An 18385-nucleotide genomic window follows, 5' to 3' on the forward strand; every position below is an offset into this window, starting at 1 on the left:
ACCCTCACCCCTCCGCGAACGCCTCGCGCAGCAGCCCAGCAAAATTGCGGATCAGCGGTGTCACCCCTTCGCGGTGCCATGCCAGCTGCACTTCCGAATGCGCACCGGCATCGGCCAGTGCCACGAAGCGCGCGCCTTCCACGCGGATGTGGTCGCACGACGACGGCAGGATCGCTGCGCCCAGGCCTGCGGCGGCCAGACTGATCAGCGTCGACGCCTCACCGGCCTCCTGCACGATGCGCGGGGTGAAGCCCGCCGCCGCACACAACGCGATCATGTGGTCATGGATGCCCGCACCGGCACTGCGGCGGAATGCCACGAACGGCTCCTGGGCGAAGTCGCGCAGCGACAGCGTGCCCTGTTTCGACAGTCTGCGCAGGGCAGGGTGATCGGCATGCACGATCAACGCCAGCGGATCGACGAACAGGCTGTGCGCCACCAGTTCCGGCGGCAACGCGCGCTTGCGGATGATGCCCACGTCCAGGCTGCCATCGAGCAGCGCATCGATCTGCTGCAGGGTGTTCATCTCGCTCAGCTGCAGCCGCACCTGCGGATAACGCTGGCGGTACTGCAGGATTGAACGCGGAATCTGCGGTGACAGTGGCGTGGCGCGGGTCAACCCGATGCGCAGCTCACCCTGCTCGCCGCGCTGCGCACGCTGCACTTCGTCCACCGCAGACTCGACCTGCAGCACGATGGCGCGTGCACGTTCCTGCAGCAGCTCACCTGCGGCAGTGAGCTGCACACGGCGATGACTGCGCACGAACAGCCGCGCACCGATCAGATCTTCCAGCTGGCGGATCTGCTGGCTGAGCGGCGGCTGCGACATGCCCAACCGCTCCGCCGCCTGTCCGAAGTGCAGGGTATCGGCAACGGCGAGGAAGTAGCGCAGGTGGCGCAGTTCGATGGACATGCGGCCAGTTTATTCATCGCCAGCCAGAAATGGGGTCAGAGCCCGTTGCGCAGCAACGGGATCCGACCCCGACAGATTGCGGGGATCTGTCAGAGGCGGGGCGGTGTGGGTGGGCAGGACCGTTGGCGCCATGGATGGCGCCATCGAGCTCCCATGGACGGGTTTACAGCGTGTCCTGCCCACCCACACCGCCCCGCCATCTACGGAATGCCCGCTTTTGACGTTGCCGTTGCCGTTGATTCGGCAGGTGCAGGGCGCAGCCCTGCCGAACACCCCTCATCGTTCCGAATGCCCGCTCTGGTCATAATCGCGCGGACTGAACAACTCCGGCTGGATCAGCTCGATGAAAGCCCGCGCCTGCGCCGACAACGCCTTGCCACGCCGCACGATCACCCCGTAGCTGCGCTCGGGGAACCAGCGCTTCATCGACCGCGCCGCCAACCGCTCGCGGTCAGCCTCGTTCAGGCACAGCGCCGGCACGATGGAAATGCCCATGCCCATCGCCACGTACTGCTTGATCACCTCCCAGCCGCCCACCTCCAGCGCCACGGTGTAGGCGATGCGGTGGCGCTGGAACACCTGGTCGACCAGCCGGTAGGTGATCTGCCGCTTCGGCGGCAGCACCAGCGGATAGCGTGCGATGTCGGCCAGCTCCAGCTCGCCGCCACTGGCCAGCGGATGGTCGTGCGGGGCGATCAGTACCTGCTCGAAGCGGTAGGCGGGGGCATAGCTGAGGTCGGCAGGCACATCAGTCATCGAACCGATCGCCAGGTCAGCGGCGTCCTCGCGCAGCAGGTCGGTGCCGTCGGCGCTGATTGCGTTGTGCAGGGTCAGCCGCACATCCGGATGATGCAGGCGGAAGCGTTCGACGATCTTCGGCAGCAGGTACAGGATGGTCGAGCTGTTGGCGGCGATGTTCAGTTCGCCGGCGTCCAGGCCGCGCACCTTGTCGCGGAACCGCGCCTCCAGCCCGTCCAGGTTCTCCACCAGTGGCTGCGCCATTTCGTACAGCAGCTGACCCTCGCGGCTGGGCACCAGGCGGCGCCCGCTGCGCTCGAACAACGGCACCCCCAGCTCACGCTCCAGGGCCTGCAACTGCAGGCTGATGGCCGGCTGGCTGACGAAAAGTGCCTCAGCTGCCCGTGAGACCGAGCCCAGGCGCACGGTCTGGCAGAACGCGCGCAACGGCTTCAGCCGGTCGGATTTGTAGGAAAAACGCGGACTTGGCGGGGGGCGTGTGGTCATCGCGTCACAAGTATTAGCACAATTTATGTATAACATTGCAAAAACTGTTTTGCCAAATACTTCGCTCCAGCGGCACCGTGGAGGCGTTCCCCCACCGCTGGAGTCGCCCCATGCCCGCTGTCGCTTCCGCTGTTCCCACCCCCGCCGCCAAGGCCACTCCCGGTATCGCCCTGGCGACCCGCGTGGCCGGCCAGGACACCCTGCTGCCGGCGCCGCTGCTGGCCCTGCTGGTGTCGCTGCACCGCGCGGTGGAACCGGGCCGGCAGGCACGGCTGCAGGCGCGCCGCGTGCGCCAGGCGTTCTTCGACCAGGGCGGCCTGCCGGACTTCCGCGAAGACACCACCGCGATCCGCAGCGGCGACTGGCGTGTTGCCCCGCTGCCGGCCGCGCTGCAGGACCGCCGCGTCGAGATCACCGGCCCGACCGACCCGAAGATGGTCATCAACGCGCTGAACTCCGGCGCCAAGGTGTTCATGGCCGACTTCGAGGATTCGACCTCGCCGACCTGGCGCAACCTGCTGGCCGGGCAGCAGTCGCTGGCCGCCGCGGTGCGTGGCGATCTCGAGTACACCGCACCGGCATCCAACGGGAAGGCCGGCAAGCACTACACCTTGCGCCCGTTCGACGAACAGGCGGTGCTGATCGTACGCCCGCGCGGCTGGCACCTGGACGAGAAGCACGTGCGCATCGATGGCCAGTTCATCGCTGGTGGCCTGTTCGACGCGGCGGTGTTCGCCTTCCACAACGCCCGCACCCTGCAGGCCAAGGATCGCGGCCCGTACTTCTACCTGCCCAAGCTGCAGAGCATGGAAGAGGCGGCGCTGTGGGAGACCGCGCTGTCGCACATCGAAGGCATGCTCGGCCTGCCGCACGGCCAGATCAAGGTGACCGTGCTGATCGAAACGCTGCCGGCGGTGTTCGAGATGGACGAGATCCTGCACGCGCTGCGTGACCGCATCGTCGGCCTGAACTGCGGGCGCTGGGACTACATTTTTTCGTACCTGAAGACCTTCCGCCGCCATGCCGACCGCGTGCTGCCCGAACGCGGCCAGGTGACCATGACCCAGCCGTTCCTGAAGGCGTATTCGGAGCTGTTGATCCAGACCTGCCATCGCCGCGGTGCGCATGCGATGGGCGGCATGGCTGCGCAGATTCCCATCAACAACGATGCCGCTGCCAACGAGCAGGCGATGGCCCGCGTGCGTGCTGACAAGCTGCGCGAGGTCACTGCCGGCCACGACGGTACCTGGGTGGCGCACCCGGCGCTGATTCCGGTGGCGATGGCGATCTTCGACGAACACATGCCCGGTGCAAACCAGCACAGCGTGCTGCGCCAGGATGTGCGCGTCGGCCGCGACGAACTGATCGCGCGGCCGCCGGGCACCATCACCCGTGCCGGCTTTGAGGGCAACGTGGAAGTCTGTGTGCGCTACCTGGCGGCGTGGCTGGATGGCAACGGCTGCGTGCCGATCCATCACCTGATGGAGGACGCGGCCACCGCCGAGATCAGCCGCAGCCAGCTGTGGCAGTGGCTGCATACGCCGGGCCAGCAGCTGGACGATGGCACTGCGATCGATCTGGCGCTGCTGGATTCCACCCTGTCGCAGCTGCCGGCACGGCTGGGCGATACCGCCGCGCTGCCCGGTGGCACACACATCGGCGAGGCCATCGCGCTGCTCGGCGAACTGAGCCGCAGCGACGAACTGACCGATTTCCTGACCCTGCCGGCCTACGCGCGCATCGACTGACCGACCGCCCGCAATTCTGCCGTTTCCCTCCCCGCTGCACGCACGAACCGAACTGGAGAAAGACATGAGCAAGCTGCCCACTGCCGAACAGATCCAGCACGACTGGGACACCAACCCGCGTTGGGAAGGCATCCAGCGCAACTACAGCGCTGCCGACGTGGTGCGCCTGCGCGGCACCGTCCACATCGAGCACTCGCTGGCCCGCCTGGGTGCAGAGAAGCTGTGGGCATCGCTGCACGAGCGCGAGTTCGTCAACGCGCTGGGTGCACTGACCGGCAACCAGGCCATGCAGCAGGTCAAGGCCGGGCTGAAGGCGATCTACCTGTCCGGCTGGCAGGTGGCGGCCGACGCCAACCTGGCCGGGCAGATGTACCCGGACCAGTCGCTGTACCCGGCCGATTCGGTGCCGGCGGTGGTCAAGCGCATCAACAACACCCTGCTGCGCGCCGACCAGCTGCACCACGCCGAAGGCAAGGACGACATCGATTTCCTGCAGCCGATCGTGGCCGATGCCGAAGCCGGCTTCGGCGGCGTGCTCAACGCGTTCGAGCTGATGAAGGCAATGATCGAGGCCGGTGCCGCTGGCGTGCACTTCGAAGACCAGCTGGCGTCGGTGAAGAAGTGCGGCCACATGGGCGGCAAGGTGCTGGTGCCGACCCGCGAGGCGATCGAGAAGCTCAACGCCGCGCGCCTGGCCGCCGACGTGCTGGGCGTGCCGACCCTGCTGGTGGCGCGTACCGATGCCGAAGCCGCGGATCTGCTGACCAGCGACATCGATGGCAACGACAAGCCGTTCGCCACCGGTGAGCGCACCGTGGAAGGCTTCTACAAGACCCGCAATGGCCTGGACCAGGCGATCAGCCGCGGCCTGGCCTATGCGCCCTATGCCGACCTGGTGTGGTGCGAGACCGGCAAGCCGGACCTGGAATTCGCACGCAAGTTCGCCGAGGCGATCCATGCGAAGTTCCCCGGCAAGCTGCTGGCCTATAACTGCTCGCCCAGCTTCAACTGGAAGAAGAACCTGGACGACGCCACCATCGCCAAGTTCCAGAAGGAGCTGGGCAGCTACGGCTACAAGTTCCAGTTCATCACCCTGGCCGGCTTCCATGCGCTGAACTACGGCATGTTCAATCTGGCCCACGGCTATGCACGTCGACAGATGAGCGCGTTCGTGGAACTGCAGGAAGCCGAGTTTGAAGCGGCCGAGCGCGGCTTCACTGCGGTCAAGCATCAGCGTGAGGTTGGCACCGGCTACTTCGATGCGGTGACCCAGGCGATCCAGCAGGGCCAGTCGTCGACCACCGCATTGACCGGTTCGACCGAGGAAGAGCAGTTCCACGGCGGGCGCAGCGAACGCGCGGCGTGATGCGGTAGTGCCGGCCGCTGGCCGGCAACCACGCGATCCTTCGGGCACCACAGGGAAGCCGGCCAGCGGCCGGCTCTACCGAAGCCTCGAAATCCGATCAGGGTGGCCAGGGAAGGGCCAGACAACGCCGGCCGGTCGGGGGACCTGCCGGCGTTGTTGTATCGATCAAACGGTCGCCAATCCTGCCAGCGTCAATCAGGCGCACCCTGGGGCCGGAGAACTTGGCCGAATCCCTGTGAAGATGCCCAGCAGATTGATCCAGCAGGGCTTTTGTGCGGACACTCATGACCAGAACGGGCCATGCTGAATCTTCACATCGGATCGGTTCGCCGGAAGACTCAAAATGAGATAGGGCGCACACTTTAAAGCGGTGCTATGCTCCGCGGCTCACCAGGGGACGCTGGCGGCAGGTGCAGGGAATGACCGGCAGGGGTGCGGCCGAGAACAGTGATGTGACGTCAGGTATCGCCCGGGTGGCGATGGCCGAGATCGTGCATGCACTGTTGTCCGATGCCGAGGTTGCATTGTTCGCCAGATTCGCCCGCGCATGCAAGCTTCATGCCGGACAGTGGCTGTTCCAGCGTGGCCATCGCGGCGAGCGGATGTACGTGATCCTCGAAGGCCGGATCGAACTCGACTTCGGCGAGGACCTGGTGATCAAGACCCTTGGCCAGCATGAGTTCTTCGGAGAGCTCGGCCTGCTGGTCGGCGACCACCCGCGCAGCGCCAGTGCCCGCGCGCTGGTCGACTGTGAAGTGCTGGAGCTGGGGCCTACTGATTTCCATCGCCTGGTCGAATCCGATCCGGGCCTGGTCGCCTACTTCCTGCGCCGCACGATCATGCGCGTGCTGACCAACGAGCAGGCCCTGATCAGCCAGCTGCGCCGGCGCAACCACGATCTGGAAACCGCGCTGGACAACCTGTACATCACCACCCATCAGCTGACCCACACCCGTGAGCTGGTGCGTACCGATGAACTGACCGGGCTGCACAACCGCCGTGGCCTGACCCTGTACCTGCAGGAATGCCGAGCCGAGGCCGAGGGATTGCCGCAGGCGCTGCTGCTGATCGACTGTGACCGCTTCAAGCAGATCAACGACCGCCACGGCCACCAGGCCGGTGACCGCGTACTGCAGAGCATGGGCAACATCCTGCGTTCGATGGCCGGTGAGCAGGATCTGGCCTGCCGCCTGGGTGGCGACGAGTTCTGCCTGATCCTGCGCCGAGGCAACCACGAGATCGTGCAGCACGCCGCCGAGTTCATTCTCAGTGCGGTACACGGCCTGCTCGAGCGCAGCAATGGCACTCCGCATGTCAGCCTGGTCAGCATCGGCGCCAGCCTGCTGCCGACGGAATCGGGCTGGAGCGAGTGGTACGCCAACGCCGACCGCGCGCTGTACCAGGCCAAGCGCGATGGTGGCAACTGCCTGCGCTGGGCGGATGCAGCGGACATACCTTGATCGGGAGAGACCGGCGATGAATGGCGACAACGGAACGTCGACGCCGCACAACCAGCAACTGCGTGCGCTGCTGTTCACCGATCTGTGTGATTCGCTGCTGCTGGTCGAACGCATCGGCGATGTGGCTGCCGCCGAGCTGTTCCAGGAACACGACCGCTTGGTGCTGGCGCTGCAGCAGCGCTGGCACGGCCAGCTGATCGACCGCTCCGACGGATTGTTCATGCTGTTCGAGCGCCCGATTGATGCGCTCGGATTCGCCCTGGATTACCAGCGTGGCCTGCAGCCGCTGGGGCAGGCGCGTGATCTCCGACTGCAGGCGCGGGCCGGGTTGCACGTGGGTGAGGTCATCCTGTGGAACAACAGCTCGGAATCGATCGCGCTTGGAGCCAAGGCTGTGGAGGTGGAGGGCCTGGCCAAGCCGATGGCAGCGCGCCTGATGCAGTTGGCTCCCCCCGGACAACTGCTGATGTCGGCGGCTGCTGAATCGGTGGTGCGCCGTGCAGCGACGGAGCTGGGTGAACTGGGCGGTCGCCTGCAGTGGAGGTCATTCGGTCGCTGGCGCTTTCGCGGTGTGGCGCAACCGATGGAAGTGCTGGGCGTGGCGGTGGCGGGGAAGGGCATGCTTTCCCGGCCGCGTGCCAGCGACAAGGCACGCCCTGATGTTCCGGTCTGGCGGCGTCCGCTGGCGATGGCCGCGCAGGCGGCCCTGATTGTCTCTGTCGGGCTGGGCCTGTGGCTGCTGGCCCGGCCACAGCCGGCGATTGCCTTCGCCGAACGCGACTGGGTGGTGATGGCCGATGCGCGCAACCTGACCGATAACCCGGTCCTGGACGACGCCCTGAACCAGGCGTTGCGCATCGGGCTTGAGCAGTCGCGTTACGTAAACGTGATCAGCGACGTGAAGGCGCGCGACACCATGGCGCGCATGTTGATGCCAGAAAACACCGAGATCGATCGTACCGCCGCTGTCCAGATCGCAATGCGCGATGGCGCGCGCGCGGTACTGGATCCCTCGATCCGTGAGGTACACGGCCAGCTGCGTGTGGCCGTCGATGTCGTCAATCCTGCCACTGGCGAGACCGTCTACTCGGTTTATTCCGATGGCAAAGGCCTGCCTTCCGCGCTGACCTCCAGTGACCAAGTGGTGGTGCAATTGCGATCGCGGTTGGGCGAAGCGATGGCGCAGATCGGCAAGACATCGGCACCGTTGCCGCAGGTGGCAACAGCCAACCTCGACGCACTGCATGCCTACGCACGCGGACAGCTTGCCTATGGCCGCGGACAGACCGAGTCGTCATTGAAATTTTTCCAGATCGCAACGCGCATCGATCCCGACTTCGCCATGGCCTATGTCGGGCAGATGCGATCGATGTTCAGCCAGGGCCAGCTGGAGGACGCGCGCGGTTTGCTGACCAAGGTCAGGACGCTGCGTCATCGGCTGAGCACGCGTGAGGGCCTGTATCTGGATGCATGGCAGGTGGAGCTGGAGTCCGGTTCTGAATCCGCCGCTGGCGAGGCCTGGAAGGTACTGGCCGATCTGTATCCGGATCATCACGGGGCCAGCGTCAACCATGGTCTGGCCGAGTTCGTGCTGGGCCACTACGAAAAGGCGGAGCAGGCCGTTGCCCATGCCAACGTGGAGCAGAACCCGTTGCGCAGCGTGACGCTGGAGCTGCTCGGGCGCATCCAGTTGGCACGGGGAAAGGTCGATGAGGCGGTAGCAACGCTGCATCGTGCCATGCAGCTCGCCGAAGGTCGCCCGAACCGGCAGCTGGTTGCGGCGCTGGCCGTGTCCGGGCGAAATGCAGAGGCCAGTGCAGTGCTGGCGCGGTTGCCGGAGAACGGGCCGGGACGGTGGCTGGAAGGGACTTCACTGGCCATTGATGAGGGGCGATTCGAGGAGGCGTTGGCAGCCTCGGTCGCGTCCGCAGGCCGGTGCAATGGCGGTCCCTTCGCATGTGATCTGCTGGGCACGGTCAATTTGGCTGTTCACGCCGCGGCGGCTCGATGCGTAGCGCCACGCGACTTCGCAACGCAGGCCAGCGCGCTGCTGCGGAATGCGGCACGCCCCGACAACGGTGAACGCGGACAGTATCTGTATTTCGCTGCGGCCAGCTTGTATGCGGCACAGCGCTTGGGCCTGCAATCCTCGATCGGCCGGCAGGTGGCCGAGCTTGACGTATTGGCGGCCGACGCCGTCGACCCACGTGCGCGCCAGTTGGCGGCGGTGGTCAAGGCCAATGCGTTGCATCTGTCCGGTGACAGCGCGCAGGCAATCAAGATGCTGCAGGCGATGGTTGATGGCAGCGAGCTGTTCCAGGTCCACAGCGTGCTGGCAGCGGCCTACGCCGCACAGGGCGCGATACAGGAGCAGCAGTCGCAGCTGGACTGGATGCGTCGGCACCGCGGGCGCGCCTATACCGAATTCGCAGGCTCGTCCGTGTTGCAGGCATTGAATGTAGGCGACAGCCAGCGTGGGCCATCACGCCCGGGATGCGCCCTCTCACCGGACGCATCCTGAGCGATCGGCACCAAGGTCAGGGCGTCGGTGCCTGCGAACCGTCGATGAAGCAATGCGGATGGCTGAACACCGCGCGCTCGGTCAGCTGCTGCACCAGATTGTCGCGTGCAGCGGCCAGATCTTCATTGGAGGCCAGGTCGGCGGACAGCATGCAGCCCTGCGCGGCGGCACCCGCCTCGACACTGATCTGCTGCAGGGCTGTTGCCGGGTCCTGCTTGAATGCTGTGCGGAAGTCTGCGTCGGTGGTGAGCAGATCAAGCAGCGTGGTGGCGTCAGCGAGGGACAGTGGGGATTTGCGGTTGGTCATGAGCGTGGGATCCAAGGAGACAGGGAAGGTCGAACAAGTGGCGCGTGCCTTTGACCGTAGTCATAGCGGCGCGGATCGATGGGTCTTGAACGCGGTACTGGGCCATACTTACCCAGCTCCACCGGCAGCACATTGCCGGAATCCCATTTGCCACAGGAACGTCGATGACCTCTTCGCGGTACCGCCGATGCCACGCGCTGGCTGTTGTTCCCGATGAACAACCATCGTTCTCCCTGAACAGCCTGCTGGCTGGTGGAACCGGTGTGGAGTTCGTGCAGCAGTTGCAGGTGCGTGCTGCCCATCTCGATCAGCCTGTGACGCTCGATGCCGACGCTTGTGCGTTGCTGTTGCAGACCAGCGCGGAGCGCTGGCAGGTCTTGCCGGATGACCTGCAGAACCGCGCCCGAGTCGCATCGCTGCTGGAGGCGGGGTTGCTCATCGCCGAGGAGGGCGCGCCCGAGGCGGCGCGACAGGCCGACCAGCGTGTTCGCGACGGGCACTGGTGGGCCTTGTCAGCCATCCATCATCGCCATTCCCGCTGGGCGGGCGTAGACAGTGCCGGCGATATGGAGAAGCACCGGATGGTGACCGCACAGGACCTGGTGCAGCAGCTCGGCAAGCCACCGACCGAAGCCCCGGAGCGGCAGCCGGGTGCCATCGCTCTGCCGGTCGCGGCACCCGATGCCGTGGCGCAGCTGTTGGCTGCACGTACCACCTGCCGCAACTACGCCGAGGACAAGCCTCTATCGCTGGAGATGCTGGCCGGCATGATGCAGCACGTGCTGATGGCGCAGGCACAGGTGGAAACCGAACCCGGCGTGCGCTTCCTGAAGAAGAACGTACCGTCCGCGGGTAGCCTGCATCCGCTGGAAGCGTACGTGATTGCGCGCAAGGTCGATGGCCTGCAGCCTGGGTTGTATCACTACCATGCCGTGGCTCACGAGCTGGCACGGCAACAGGCGCAGCCCGCCCAGCTGGACGATTTCTGCCTGCGCCTGTTGTCGGGCCAGCACTGGTTCGCTTCGGCCCACGCCATGGTGGTGCTGGTCTGCCGTTTCGGTCGCAACTTCTGGAAGTACCGCAACCACGCCAAGGCCTATCGCGCCGTGAGCCTGGATGTCGGCCATGTGTCGCAGGCACTGTATACAGCGGCCACGGCCAATGGCTTGGGCGGCTTCGTCACCGCGGCGATCAATGAGACGGAGATCGAGTCGCTGCTGGGGTTCGACCCGATGGTCGACGGCGCAATGGCGGTGTGCGGATTCGGTTGGCGTGCGCAGAGCATGACCACGGCGGAGCTGGACCCTGCGGGGCATGTCTGGAAGCGCGAGGCCCGCGATTGAACAAGCCCGGCAGGGCGCTGGAGTACCCAGCGCCCCTTGTCGGGTGCATTACTGGATGATGCGGTGGACGTGACCGGCTTCGAAGGTGAAGACCACGGTCATGGCTGCGCGGTGGCTGGAGAGATAGTTCACCAGGGCATCGCGGGCCTGGCTCAGCTCTTCCTTGCTGGCCAGCTTGCCGGTGCTCAGGCAAGGCGGCACCTGCGCCATTGAGTCGAATGCCAGGCCGATCTGTCGGCAGGCCGGCAGCGGATTCCTGCTGAACTGCGCACGGAACACGTCGTCGCTGCACAGGCGATCGAGCAGGGCAATGGCGGTTTGCGGCTCAAAGCGCGGCGACTCGGTGGTGGTGTGTTCGCTGGAGAACGGGGCACGAGTGAACGGCAGCATCGGATTTACCTCTGAAGTGGATTGAGGGGCGTTCAAGCGGCCTGCGGTACGGCGGAGTGGTGCACGCTTCCCTGCAGATGCCCGGATTCGAACATGAAGGGGACATTGAATGCGGCGCGCTGGGCCAGGAGCGCGGCGATCTGCTGGCGCACCTGTTGGAACTCTTCCTTGCTGGCCAGGACGTTGTGGATGGCGCAGGGGCTTGTGCCGGAGTGTGCCTGCAGCCCATGCCGCGCCATCGCAGCGCCGGCATCGGCTGTGAACTCTGCGCGGAAGGCGTCGTCAGAACACAGCAGGTCGAGCAGCCGACCGGCATTGACAGTGGTCATCGGGGACTTTGCGGACATCGGAAACACTCCATGTGGGTCAATGTCCGCCGATTAAACCACGTGTGACTACCGCGAGCGTGCCGCAGCGCAGCGTCAAGCAAGGCGCGCCGAGCCGGTACAGGCCAGTGGTCCTGCTGGGCATGGCACCGTGGTTCCAGAAACGTTGGAAGAGCGCACCGGAGAGGCCAGCTTGACGTTCCTGCGACACAGTTTCAGGGCGGTGTCCAGGTCGGAGGCGTCGTCGGCGACCTGGCCCATCGAGCACGAATTTGGCCTAGATCCGCGTTCCGAGGGCGTCCTCGCCGTATGCGGTTTTGGCTGGCGCGCCCCGACCATAACCACGACCGAACTGGACCCGGCAGGTGTGATCTGGAATCCCGAGGACCGCGCGGTCTGAACCCGCGCGGCCCCCGCCACATCACGCCGCTTCGAAGTCCACCAGCACCGCACCGTCACCCACCTGGTCGCCGGCCTTGGCGCGGTAACCCTTCACCGTGCCGTCTGCCGGTGCCTGCAGGGTGTGCTCCATCTTCATCGCTTCCAGCACCACCAGCGGCGTGCCGCGCTTGACCTCGGTACCGGCCGCGACCAGTGTCGCGACGATCTTGCCCGGCATCGGTGCCAGCAGGCTGCCAGCGTCGGCCACGGCAGTGTCCGATTCGCCCACCGGATCATGCAGGGTGAAGCGGTGCTGGCCATCGGCGCCGAACAGGTACAGCTGGTCGCCCTCGCGCAGCAGCTGCAACGACCAGCGACGCTCGCCCAGCTGTACCGTCAGGCCCTGCGCATTGGCCGTACCGATTACCTGCACCGGCGCTGCGTCATCGCTTTGCACACGCCAGCCATCGGCCTGCACCCACACCTTCAGCGTGTGCGTGCGTTCGCCCTGCTGCAACGGCAGCGCGCGCGGTGTGGAGGCACCAAGGCGCCAGCCATCCTGCGCCTGCCACGGCGAATGCGGGTCGCGCGCGTCGATGCCGGCGTCTGCGGTGCTGGCAACAGCAGCCACCGCCGCCAGCTGCCACAGTGCGTCGTCGCTGTCGCCTGCCGCGCTCAATGCCGCCTGTTCGCGCTCGATCAGCGCAGTATCCAGCTTCGCGTGCGCAAACGAATCGGTGTTCACCAGCCGGCGCAGGAAGCCGGCATTGGTGGTCACGCCCACCACCTGGCAGTCGGCCAGGGCCTGGCTCATGCGGCGCAGCGCAGCGTCGCGGTCCACGTCCCAGACGATCAGCTTGGCAATCATGGGATCGTAGTACGGGCTGATGCTGTCGCCTTCCTCCACGCCGGTATCCACGCGCACATTCGCCGATGGCATCGGCAGGCGCAGGCGGCGCAGGGTGCCGGTGGAGGGCAGGAAGCCACGGTCGGCGTCCTCGGCGTACAGCCGCGCCTCGATCGCATGGCCATGGATGGCCAGCTGTTCCTGGCGAAGCGGCAGCGGCTGGCCCGAGGCCACGCGCAGCTGCCACTCGACCAGATCGGTGCCGGTGATGTATTCGGTGACCGGGTGCTCGACCTGCAGGCGGGTGTTCATTTCCATGAAATAGAAATCGCCGTCCGGGCCGGCAATGAACTCCACCGTGCCCGCGCCGACGTACCCCACCGCGCGCGCGGCATCGACCGCGGCCTTGCCCATCGCGGCGCGACGTTCGGCGCTCATGCCCGGCGCCGGTGCTTCTTCCAGCACCTTCTGGTGGCGGCGCTGCACCGAGCAGTCGCGCTCGAACAGGTAGACCGCCTCACCGTGGCTGTCGCCGAACACCTGGATCTCGATATGGCGCGGGCGCTCCACGTACTTTTCCACCAGCACGTGGTCGTTGCCGAACGCCGAGGCGGCCTCGCGCTGGCAGCTGGCCAGTGCATCGACGAAGTCCTCGCTGCGCTCGACCTTGCGCATGCCCTTGCCACCGCCACCGGCGCTGGCCTTGATCAGCACCGGGTAGCCGATGCCGTCGGCCTGCGCGCGCAGGAAGTCCGGTGCCTGCTGGTCACCGTGGTAGCCCGGGGTCAGCGGTACACCGGCCTTGGCCATCAGTGCCTTGGCCGCGCTCTTGTCACCCATCGCACGGATCGCACTGGCCGGCGGGCCGATGAAGGTGATGCCGGCGGCGGCGCAGGCATCGGCGAAGTCGGCGTTCTCAGACAGGAAGCCGTAGCCGGGATGGATCGCCTGCGCACCGCTGCGGCGCGCGGCGTCCAGCAGCACGTCGCCGCGCAGGTAGCTTTCGCGCGCGGCGGCCGGGCCGATGTGGATGGCTTCATCGGCCAGGCGCACATGGCGCGCGTTGCGGTCGGCATCGGAATACACCGCCACGGTAGCGATGCCCAGACGTCGGCAGGTAGCGATGACGCGGCAGGCGATTTCGCCGCGGTTGGCGATCAGGACTTTGGTGAACATGGCAACAGACTCGGTCATGGCACGGGTTACATGCGGAACACGCCGAAGCGCGTCTGCTGCGGGGCGGCGTTGAGGCTGGCCGACAGCGCCAGGGCGAGCACGCGGCGGGTGTCGACCGGATCGATCACACCGTCGTCCCACAGGCGCGCGCTGGCGTAGTACGGATGACCCTGCTGCTCGAACTGGTCGCGGATCGGCGCCTTGAACGCATCTTCTTCCGCCGCCGGCCACTGGCCGCCCTTGGCTTCGATGCCATCGCGCTTGACGGTTGCCAGCACACTGGCGGCCTGCTCGCCGCCCATCACGCCGATGCGCGCGTTCGGCCACATCCACAGGAAGTTGGGCGAGTACGCGCGGCCGCACATGCCGTAGTTGCCGGCACCGAACGAGCCACCGATCACCACGGTGAACTTGGGCACTTTGGCACAGGCCACGGCCATCACCAGCTTGGCCCCGTCCTTGGCAATGCCACCCTGTTCGTACTTGCGGCCGACCATGAAACCGGTGATGTTCTGCAGGAACACCAGCGGGATGTTGCGTTGGGTGCACAGTTCGATGAAGTGCGCACCCTTCAGTGCCGACTCCGAGAACAGGATGCCGTTGTTGGCGATGATGCCGATCGGGTAACCGTTCAGATGCGCAAAGCCGGTGACCAGCGTGGCGCCGTAGCGTGGCTTGAACTCATCGAAGCGCGAGCCATCGACCAGGCGCGCGATGACCTCGCGCACGTCGTAGGGCTTGCGCGTGTCGGCCGGGATCACCCCGTACAGATCGTGTGCCGGCAACAGTGGTTCCTCGTTGGCCTGCACCGCCATCGCCGGCTCCGGCTTGCGCCAGTTCAACTGCGCGATGATCGCGCGCACCCGTGCCAGCGCCTGCAGGTCGTTGTCGGCCATGTGGTCGGCCACGCCGGAAATGCGCGTGTGCACGTCGGCACCGCCCAGTTCTTCGGCCGTCACCACTTCACCTGTAGCCGCCTTCACCAGCGGCGGGCCGCCGAGGAAGATGGTGCCCTGCTCGCGCACGATCACCGTCTCGTCGCTCATCGCCGGTACGTAGGCACCGCCGGCGGTGCAGCTGCCCATCACGCAGGCGATCTGCGGGATGCCCCGCGCGGACAGATTGGCCTGGTTGTAGAAGATGCGGCCGAAATGATCGCGGTCCGGGAACACCTCATCCTGCAGCGGCAGGAAGGCGCCACCGGAATCGACCAGGTAGATGCACGGCAGATGGTTCTGCTCGGCGATCTCCTGCGCGCGCAGGTGCTTCTTCACCGTCATCGGGTAGTAGGTACCGCCCTTGACCGTGGCATCGTTGGCCACGATCACGCATTCCATGCCGCTCACGCGGCCGATGCCAGCCACCACGCCGGCGGCCGGCACGGCGTCTTCATACATGCCGTGCGCGGCCAGCGGCGCGATCTCCAGGAAGGCGCTGCCCGGATCGAGCAGGGCGTCGATGCGATCACGCACCAGCAGCTTGCCGCGTGCGGTGTGCTTGGCGCGTGCGGCTTCGCTGCCACCCAGCGCGGTGCGGGCGAGGGTGGCGTGCAGGTCATCAACCACGGCCTGCATGGCCGCGCGGTTGCTTTCAAACGTTTCGCTGCCCGGTTGCAGCTGGCTGTTCAGGACGGTCATCGCGGTGGCCTTACAGGGTGCGCTGGAACAGTTCGCGGCCGATCAGCATGCGGCGGATCTCCGAAGTGCCGGCGCCGATTTCATACAGCTTGGCGTCGCGCCACAAGCGGCCGGTCGGATATTCGTTGATGTAGCCGTTGCCGCCCAGGATCTGGATCGCCTGGCCGGTCAGCCAGGTGGCCTTCTCGGCGGCGTACAGAATGGCACCGGCGGCATCCTGGCGGGTGGTGCGGCCCTGGTCGCAGGCACGCGCCACGGCGTACACATAGGCGCGGCAGGCACCCAGCCCCACGTACATGTCGGCGATCTTGGCCTGGATCAGCTGGAAGCTGCCGATCGCTTCACCGAACTGGTGGCGCTCGTGCACGTAGGGCATGACCACGTCCATGGCCGCGGCCATCAGGCCCAGCGGGCCACCGGACAGCACCACGCGCTCGTAGTCCAGGCCGGACATCAGCACGCGCACGCCGCCACCGACCTGGCCCAGCACATTCTCTTCCGGTACTTCGCAATCCTGGAACACCAGCTCGCAGGTGGGCGAGGAACGCATGCCCAGCTTGTCCAGCTTCTGCGCGGTGGAGAAGCCCTTCATGCCCTTCTCGACCAGGAACGCGGTGATGCCCTTGGCGCCGGCGGCCATGTCGGTCTTGGCGTAGACCACCAGCACGTCGGCGTCCGGGCCGTTGGTGATCCACATCTTGTTGCCGTTGAGCACGTAGCGGTCACCGCGCTTGTCCGCGCGCAGCTTCATCGACACCACGTCCGAACCGGCACCCGGTTCGCTCATCGCCAGCGCGCCGACGAGGGCGCCGCTGCACAGGCCGGGCAGGAAGCGCTGCTTCTGTTCTTCGTTGCCGTTCTTGCGCAGCTGGTTCACGCACAGATTGGAGTGCGCACCGTAGGACAGGCCGATGCCGCCGGAGGCGCGCGAGATCTCTTCCATCGCCACCACGTGGGCCAGGTAACCCATGCCGGTGCCGCCGTATTCTTCTTCCACGGTGAGCCCGAGCAGGCCCTGTTCGCCCAGCTTCGGCCACAGTGCCAGCGGGAACTGATTGGTGGCGTCGGCTTCGGCGGCCAGCGGTGCGACCTCGGCGGCGGCAAAATGGGCCACGCTCTGGCGCAGCAGGTCGATGTCTTCGCCAAGGTCGAAGTTCAGGGATGGCACGTGCATTGTGGTGGCTCCACGACGGGATTGCAGGGAATGGACGCACCCGGCGGGGAGCGGGCGGCGGTTTCAGGGACCGCCACCCGCACGGGCGATTGGGCCCCAGCGTAGCGGGGTTCGGGAAAGAAGTGAATACAAATTCAACAATTGAATCTAGAATCAAAACATGGCCTACAAACGCTCCGCACTGATGGAAGAACGCCTGGCCGGGGTCCGCGAACGGATCCTGCTGGCGACCCGTGAACGGGTCGCCGCCGGCGGATGGCGCAACGCCCCGGTGACCGCTGTGGCAACCCAGGCGGGGGTGTCCACCGGCCTGATCTACCGGCACTTCCCGTCCAAGGCCGAGCTGTTCGTGGAGGTGCTCAACGCCGCGGTGGCCCACGAGGTGGCGATCATGGAGCGCATCGCCAGCGGCCCGGAGGTGGCCAGCGAGCGCCTGCGGCTGGCGATCACCGCCTTCGTCCGCCGTGCCCTGGCCGGACCGGGGCTGGCGCACGCCTTCATCGTTGAACCGGTCGATCCGGAGGTGGAAGCCGAGCGCATGCGCGGTCGCCGCGCCTTCGGCGACGTCTTCCTGCGGCTGGTGGAGGAGGGCGTGGCGGCCGGTGAGCTGCCGGCGCAGGACGCGCACGTGGCCGCCGCCTGCCTGGTCGGCGCCTTCACCGAAGCGATGGTCGGCCCCACCGCGCCCAGCCGGGAAGCACACCGCGACGAAGACGCGCTGGTGGACGCGATCTGCAGCTTCTGCCTGCGCGCGATCGGCGCTCGGTAATTCGGTAGAGCCGGCCGCTGGCCGGCTTCTGCACGATCTATCCGGCGGGATGGCGAAGCCGGCCAGCGGCCGGCACTACCGGGTCCGCATGCTGCGCCGCACCAGCAGTGACGCCTGTTGTCGCACGCAAAGCGCGTTCTATACTCGGTCCATCACGCAGTCGCTCAGCCGTGGTCCAACGACTATCAGCCAGGGGTAACGAAGAGTGCGGAATTACGATCTGGAGTTCCTGAAACGCTTCTCAATGGTGATCGCGCTGCTGGCGACCATCACCCTCGGCCTCATCCTCCTTGCCGCCTACATCCACACCCGGATTCCACCCGAGGTGTCGCCCACCGCGGTCAAACGCACCGAACAGCGCATCTCGCCCACCGGCGCGGTCTATGCCGGCAGCACCGGCGCCGCCGCGCAGGCTGCGGCAGCCGCAGCGGCACTGGCCAAGGCTGCGTCGCAGGTGGCGTACGGCGGCACCAAGGACGGCAAGGTGATCTTCGACAACCTGTGCACCGCCTGCCACACCACCGGCGTGGGCATGGCGCCGACGCTGGACCACTCGCACTGGGACAAGCGCATCGCACAGGGCAAGGACACCCTCTACAAGCACGCCATCGAGGGTTACACCGGCCCCGATGGCGGAATCATGCCGCCCAAGGGCGGCAACCCGGCGCTGACCGAGGAGCAGATCCACGCCACCGTGGACTGGATGCTGGGCAACCTGAAATAACCGGTAGTGCCGGCCGCTGGCCGGCAACCACGCATTGCACGAAGGTCATGAGGTTGCC

General features: G+C 66.4%; 15 protein-coding genes and 1 pseudogene. 8 read left to right on the top strand and 8 right to left on the bottom strand.

The features are described 5' to 3' along the window. Positions 1-4 precede the first annotated feature (4 nt). Together SMAL_RS00935 and SMAL_RS00940 are read right to left on the bottom strand one after the other, a co-directional pair. Positions 5-913 carry a LysR family transcriptional regulator gene (locus SMAL_RS00935; RefSeq protein ID WP_012509736.1) on the bottom strand — a complete coding sequence of 303 codons (909 nt, stop codon included), beginning with the start codon at positions 911-913 and terminating at the stop codon, positions 5-7. A 276-nt stretch (positions 914-1189) separates the two neighbouring features. Then, a complete protein-coding gene (locus tag SMAL_RS00940; protein WP_012509737.1) occupies positions 1190-2158 on the bottom strand; it encodes a LysR family transcriptional regulator in 969 nt (322 codons plus the stop codon). Between the two features lie 110 nt (positions 2159-2268). On the opposite strand from SMAL_RS00940, the gene aceB reads away from it, so the two are divergent. From aceB to SMAL_RS00960, 4 genes are all read left to right on the top strand, one after another. After that, positions 2269-3906 (top strand): malate synthase A, encoded by a 1638-nt coding sequence (gene aceB / locus SMAL_RS00945; protein WP_012509738.1) that lies wholly within the window; start codon positions 2269-2271, stop codon positions 3904-3906. A 64-nt stretch (positions 3907-3970) separates the two neighbouring features. Continuing rightward, positions 3971-5272 (top strand): isocitrate lyase, encoded by a 1302-nt coding sequence (gene aceA / locus SMAL_RS00950; RefSeq protein ID WP_004135729.1) that lies wholly within the window; start codon positions 3971-3973, stop codon positions 5270-5272. A gap of 419 nt (positions 5273-5691) precedes the next feature. After that, positions 5692-6732, top strand: a complete 1041-nt coding sequence (locus tag SMAL_RS00955; protein WP_012509739.1) for a GGDEF domain-containing protein — start codon at positions 5692-5694, stop codon at positions 6730-6732. Positions 6733-6748: 16 nt separating this feature from the next. Next, positions 6749-9253, top strand: a complete 2505-nt coding sequence (locus SMAL_RS00960; protein ID WP_012509740.1) for a putative peptide modification system cyclase — start codon at positions 6749-6751, stop codon at positions 9251-9253. Between the two features lie 16 nt (positions 9254-9269). Here SMAL_RS00960 and SMAL_RS00965 read toward each other — a convergent pair whose 3' ends face one another. After that, positions 9270-9560 (bottom strand): NHLP-related RiPP peptide, encoded by a 291-nt coding sequence (locus SMAL_RS00965; protein ID WP_012509741.1) that lies wholly within the window; start codon positions 9558-9560, stop codon positions 9270-9272. Positions 9561-9724: 164 nt separating this feature from the next. Here SMAL_RS00965 and SMAL_RS00970 point away from each other — a divergent pair, with 164 nt between their 5' ends. Continuing rightward, positions 9725-10903 carry a putative peptide maturation dehydrogenase gene (locus SMAL_RS00970; RefSeq protein WP_012509742.1) on the top strand — a complete coding sequence of 393 codons (1179 nt, stop codon included), beginning with the start codon at positions 9725-9727 and terminating at the stop codon, positions 10901-10903. A 48-nt stretch (positions 10904-10951) separates the two neighbouring features. On the opposite strand, the gene SMAL_RS00975 is transcribed toward SMAL_RS00970, so the two are convergent. Continuing rightward, positions 10952-11293 carry an NHLP-related RiPP peptide gene (locus SMAL_RS00975; protein ID WP_012509743.1) on the bottom strand — a complete coding sequence of 114 codons (342 nt, stop codon included), beginning with the start codon at positions 11291-11293 and terminating at the stop codon, positions 10952-10954. Between the two features lie 32 nt (positions 11294-11325). Further along, the gene (locus SMAL_RS00980) at positions 11326-11640 is read right to left on the bottom strand and encodes an NHLP-related RiPP peptide (RefSeq protein WP_012509744.1); all 315 of its coding nucleotides are present in this window, start codon (positions 11638-11640) and stop codon (positions 11326-11328) included. Between the two features lie 238 nt (positions 11641-11878). Here SMAL_RS00980 and SMAL_RS21295 point away from each other — a divergent pair. Then, a pseudogene (locus SMAL_RS21295) lies at positions 11879-12019 on the top strand (putative peptide maturation dehydrogenase); the annotation flags it as partial. 21 nt (positions 12020-12040) lie between these two features. On the opposite strand, the gene SMAL_RS00990 reads toward SMAL_RS21295, so the two are convergent. The 3 genes from SMAL_RS00990 to SMAL_RS01000 are packed head-to-tail and all read right to left on the bottom strand — an operon-like array spanning position 12041 to position 16834. Further along, positions 12041-14041, bottom strand: coding sequence for an acetyl/propionyl/methylcrotonyl-CoA carboxylase subunit alpha (locus tag SMAL_RS00990; RefSeq protein ID WP_428999157.1), 2001 nt, complete (start codon positions 14039-14041; stop codon positions 12041-12043). 8 nt (positions 14042-14049) lie between these two features. Continuing rightward, on the bottom strand, positions 14050-15660 hold the full coding sequence (locus tag SMAL_RS00995) for a carboxyl transferase domain-containing protein (protein ID WP_012509746.1): 1611 nt from the start codon (positions 15658-15660) through the stop codon (positions 14050-14052). 10 nt (positions 15661-15670) lie between these two features. Continuing rightward, entirely contained in the window at positions 15671-16834 is a 1164-nt protein-coding gene (locus SMAL_RS01000) for an isovaleryl-CoA dehydrogenase (RefSeq protein ID WP_012509747.1), read from the bottom strand. Positions 16835-16994: 160 nt separating this feature from the next. Here SMAL_RS01000 and SMAL_RS01005 point away from each other — a divergent pair, with 160 nt between their 5' ends. Next, positions 16995-17603 carry a TetR/AcrR family transcriptional regulator gene (locus tag SMAL_RS01005; RefSeq protein ID WP_012509748.1) on the top strand — a complete coding sequence of 203 codons (609 nt, stop codon included), beginning with the start codon at positions 16995-16997 and terminating at the stop codon, positions 17601-17603. A 205-nt stretch (positions 17604-17808) separates the two neighbouring features. Continuing rightward, the gene (locus SMAL_RS01010; protein ID WP_012509749.1) at positions 17809-18327 is read left to right on the top strand and encodes a c-type cytochrome; all 519 of its coding nucleotides are present in this window, start codon (positions 17809-17811) and stop codon (positions 18325-18327) included. The last annotated feature ends 58 nt before the right edge of the window (positions 18328-18385 follow it).

Origin of the sequence: Stenotrophomonas maltophilia R551-3 (genome assembly GCF_000020665.1) — a bacterium.
Lineage (GTDB): Bacteria > Pseudomonadota > Gammaproteobacteria > Xanthomonadales > Xanthomonadaceae > Stenotrophomonas > Stenotrophomonas maltophilia_L.

Bases quoted from the DNA above. Each gene is read 5' to 3' on its own strand.
- SMAL_RS00965 (WP_012509741.1), bottom strand. From the start codon at position 9,560: ATGACCAACCGCAAATCCCCACTGTCCCTCGCTGACGCCACCACGCTG.
- SMAL_RS00935 (WP_012509736.1), bottom strand. From the start codon at position 913: ATGTCCATCGAACTGCGCCACCTGCGCTACTTCCTCGCCGTTGCCGAT.
- SMAL_RS00955 (WP_012509739.1), top strand. From the start codon at position 5,692: ATGACCGGCAGGGGTGCGGCCGAGAACAGTGATGTGACGTCAGGTATC.
- SMAL_RS00975 (WP_012509743.1), bottom strand. From the start codon at position 11,293: ATGCTGCCGTTCACTCGTGCCCCGTTCTCCAGCGAACACACCACCACC.
- SMAL_RS01005 (WP_012509748.1), top strand. From the start codon at position 16,995: ATGGCCTACAAACGCTCCGCACTGATGGAAGAACGCCTGGCCGGGGTC.
- SMAL_RS00980 (WP_012509744.1), bottom strand. From the start codon at position 11,640: ATGTCCGCAAAGTCCCCGATGACCACTGTCAATGCCGGTCGGCTGCTC.
- SMAL_RS00940 (WP_012509737.1), bottom strand. From the start codon at position 2,158: ATGACCACACGCCCCCCGCCAAGTCCGCGTTTTTCCTACAAATCCGAC.
- SMAL_RS00995 (WP_012509746.1), bottom strand. From the start codon at position 15,660: ATGACCGTCCTGAACAGCCAGCTGCAACCGGGCAGCGAAACGTTTGAA.
- aceB (WP_012509738.1), top strand. From the start codon at position 2,269: ATGCCCGCTGTCGCTTCCGCTGTTCCCACCCCCGCCGCCAAGGCCACT.
- SMAL_RS00970 (WP_012509742.1), top strand. From the start codon at position 9,725: ATGACCTCTTCGCGGTACCGCCGATGCCACGCGCTGGCTGTTGTTCCC.
- SMAL_RS01000 (WP_012509747.1), bottom strand. From the start codon at position 16,834: ATGCACGTGCCATCCCTGAACTTCGACCTTGGCGAAGACATCGACCTG.
- SMAL_RS00990 (WP_428999157.1), bottom strand. From the start codon at position 14,041: ATGACCGAGTCTGTTGCCATGTTCACCAAAGTCCTGATCGCCAACCGC.
- SMAL_RS00960 (WP_012509740.1), top strand. From the start codon at position 6,749: ATGAATGGCGACAACGGAACGTCGACGCCGCACAACCAGCAACTGCGT.
- aceA (WP_004135729.1), top strand. From the start codon at position 3,971: ATGAGCAAGCTGCCCACTGCCGAACAGATCCAGCACGACTGGGACACC.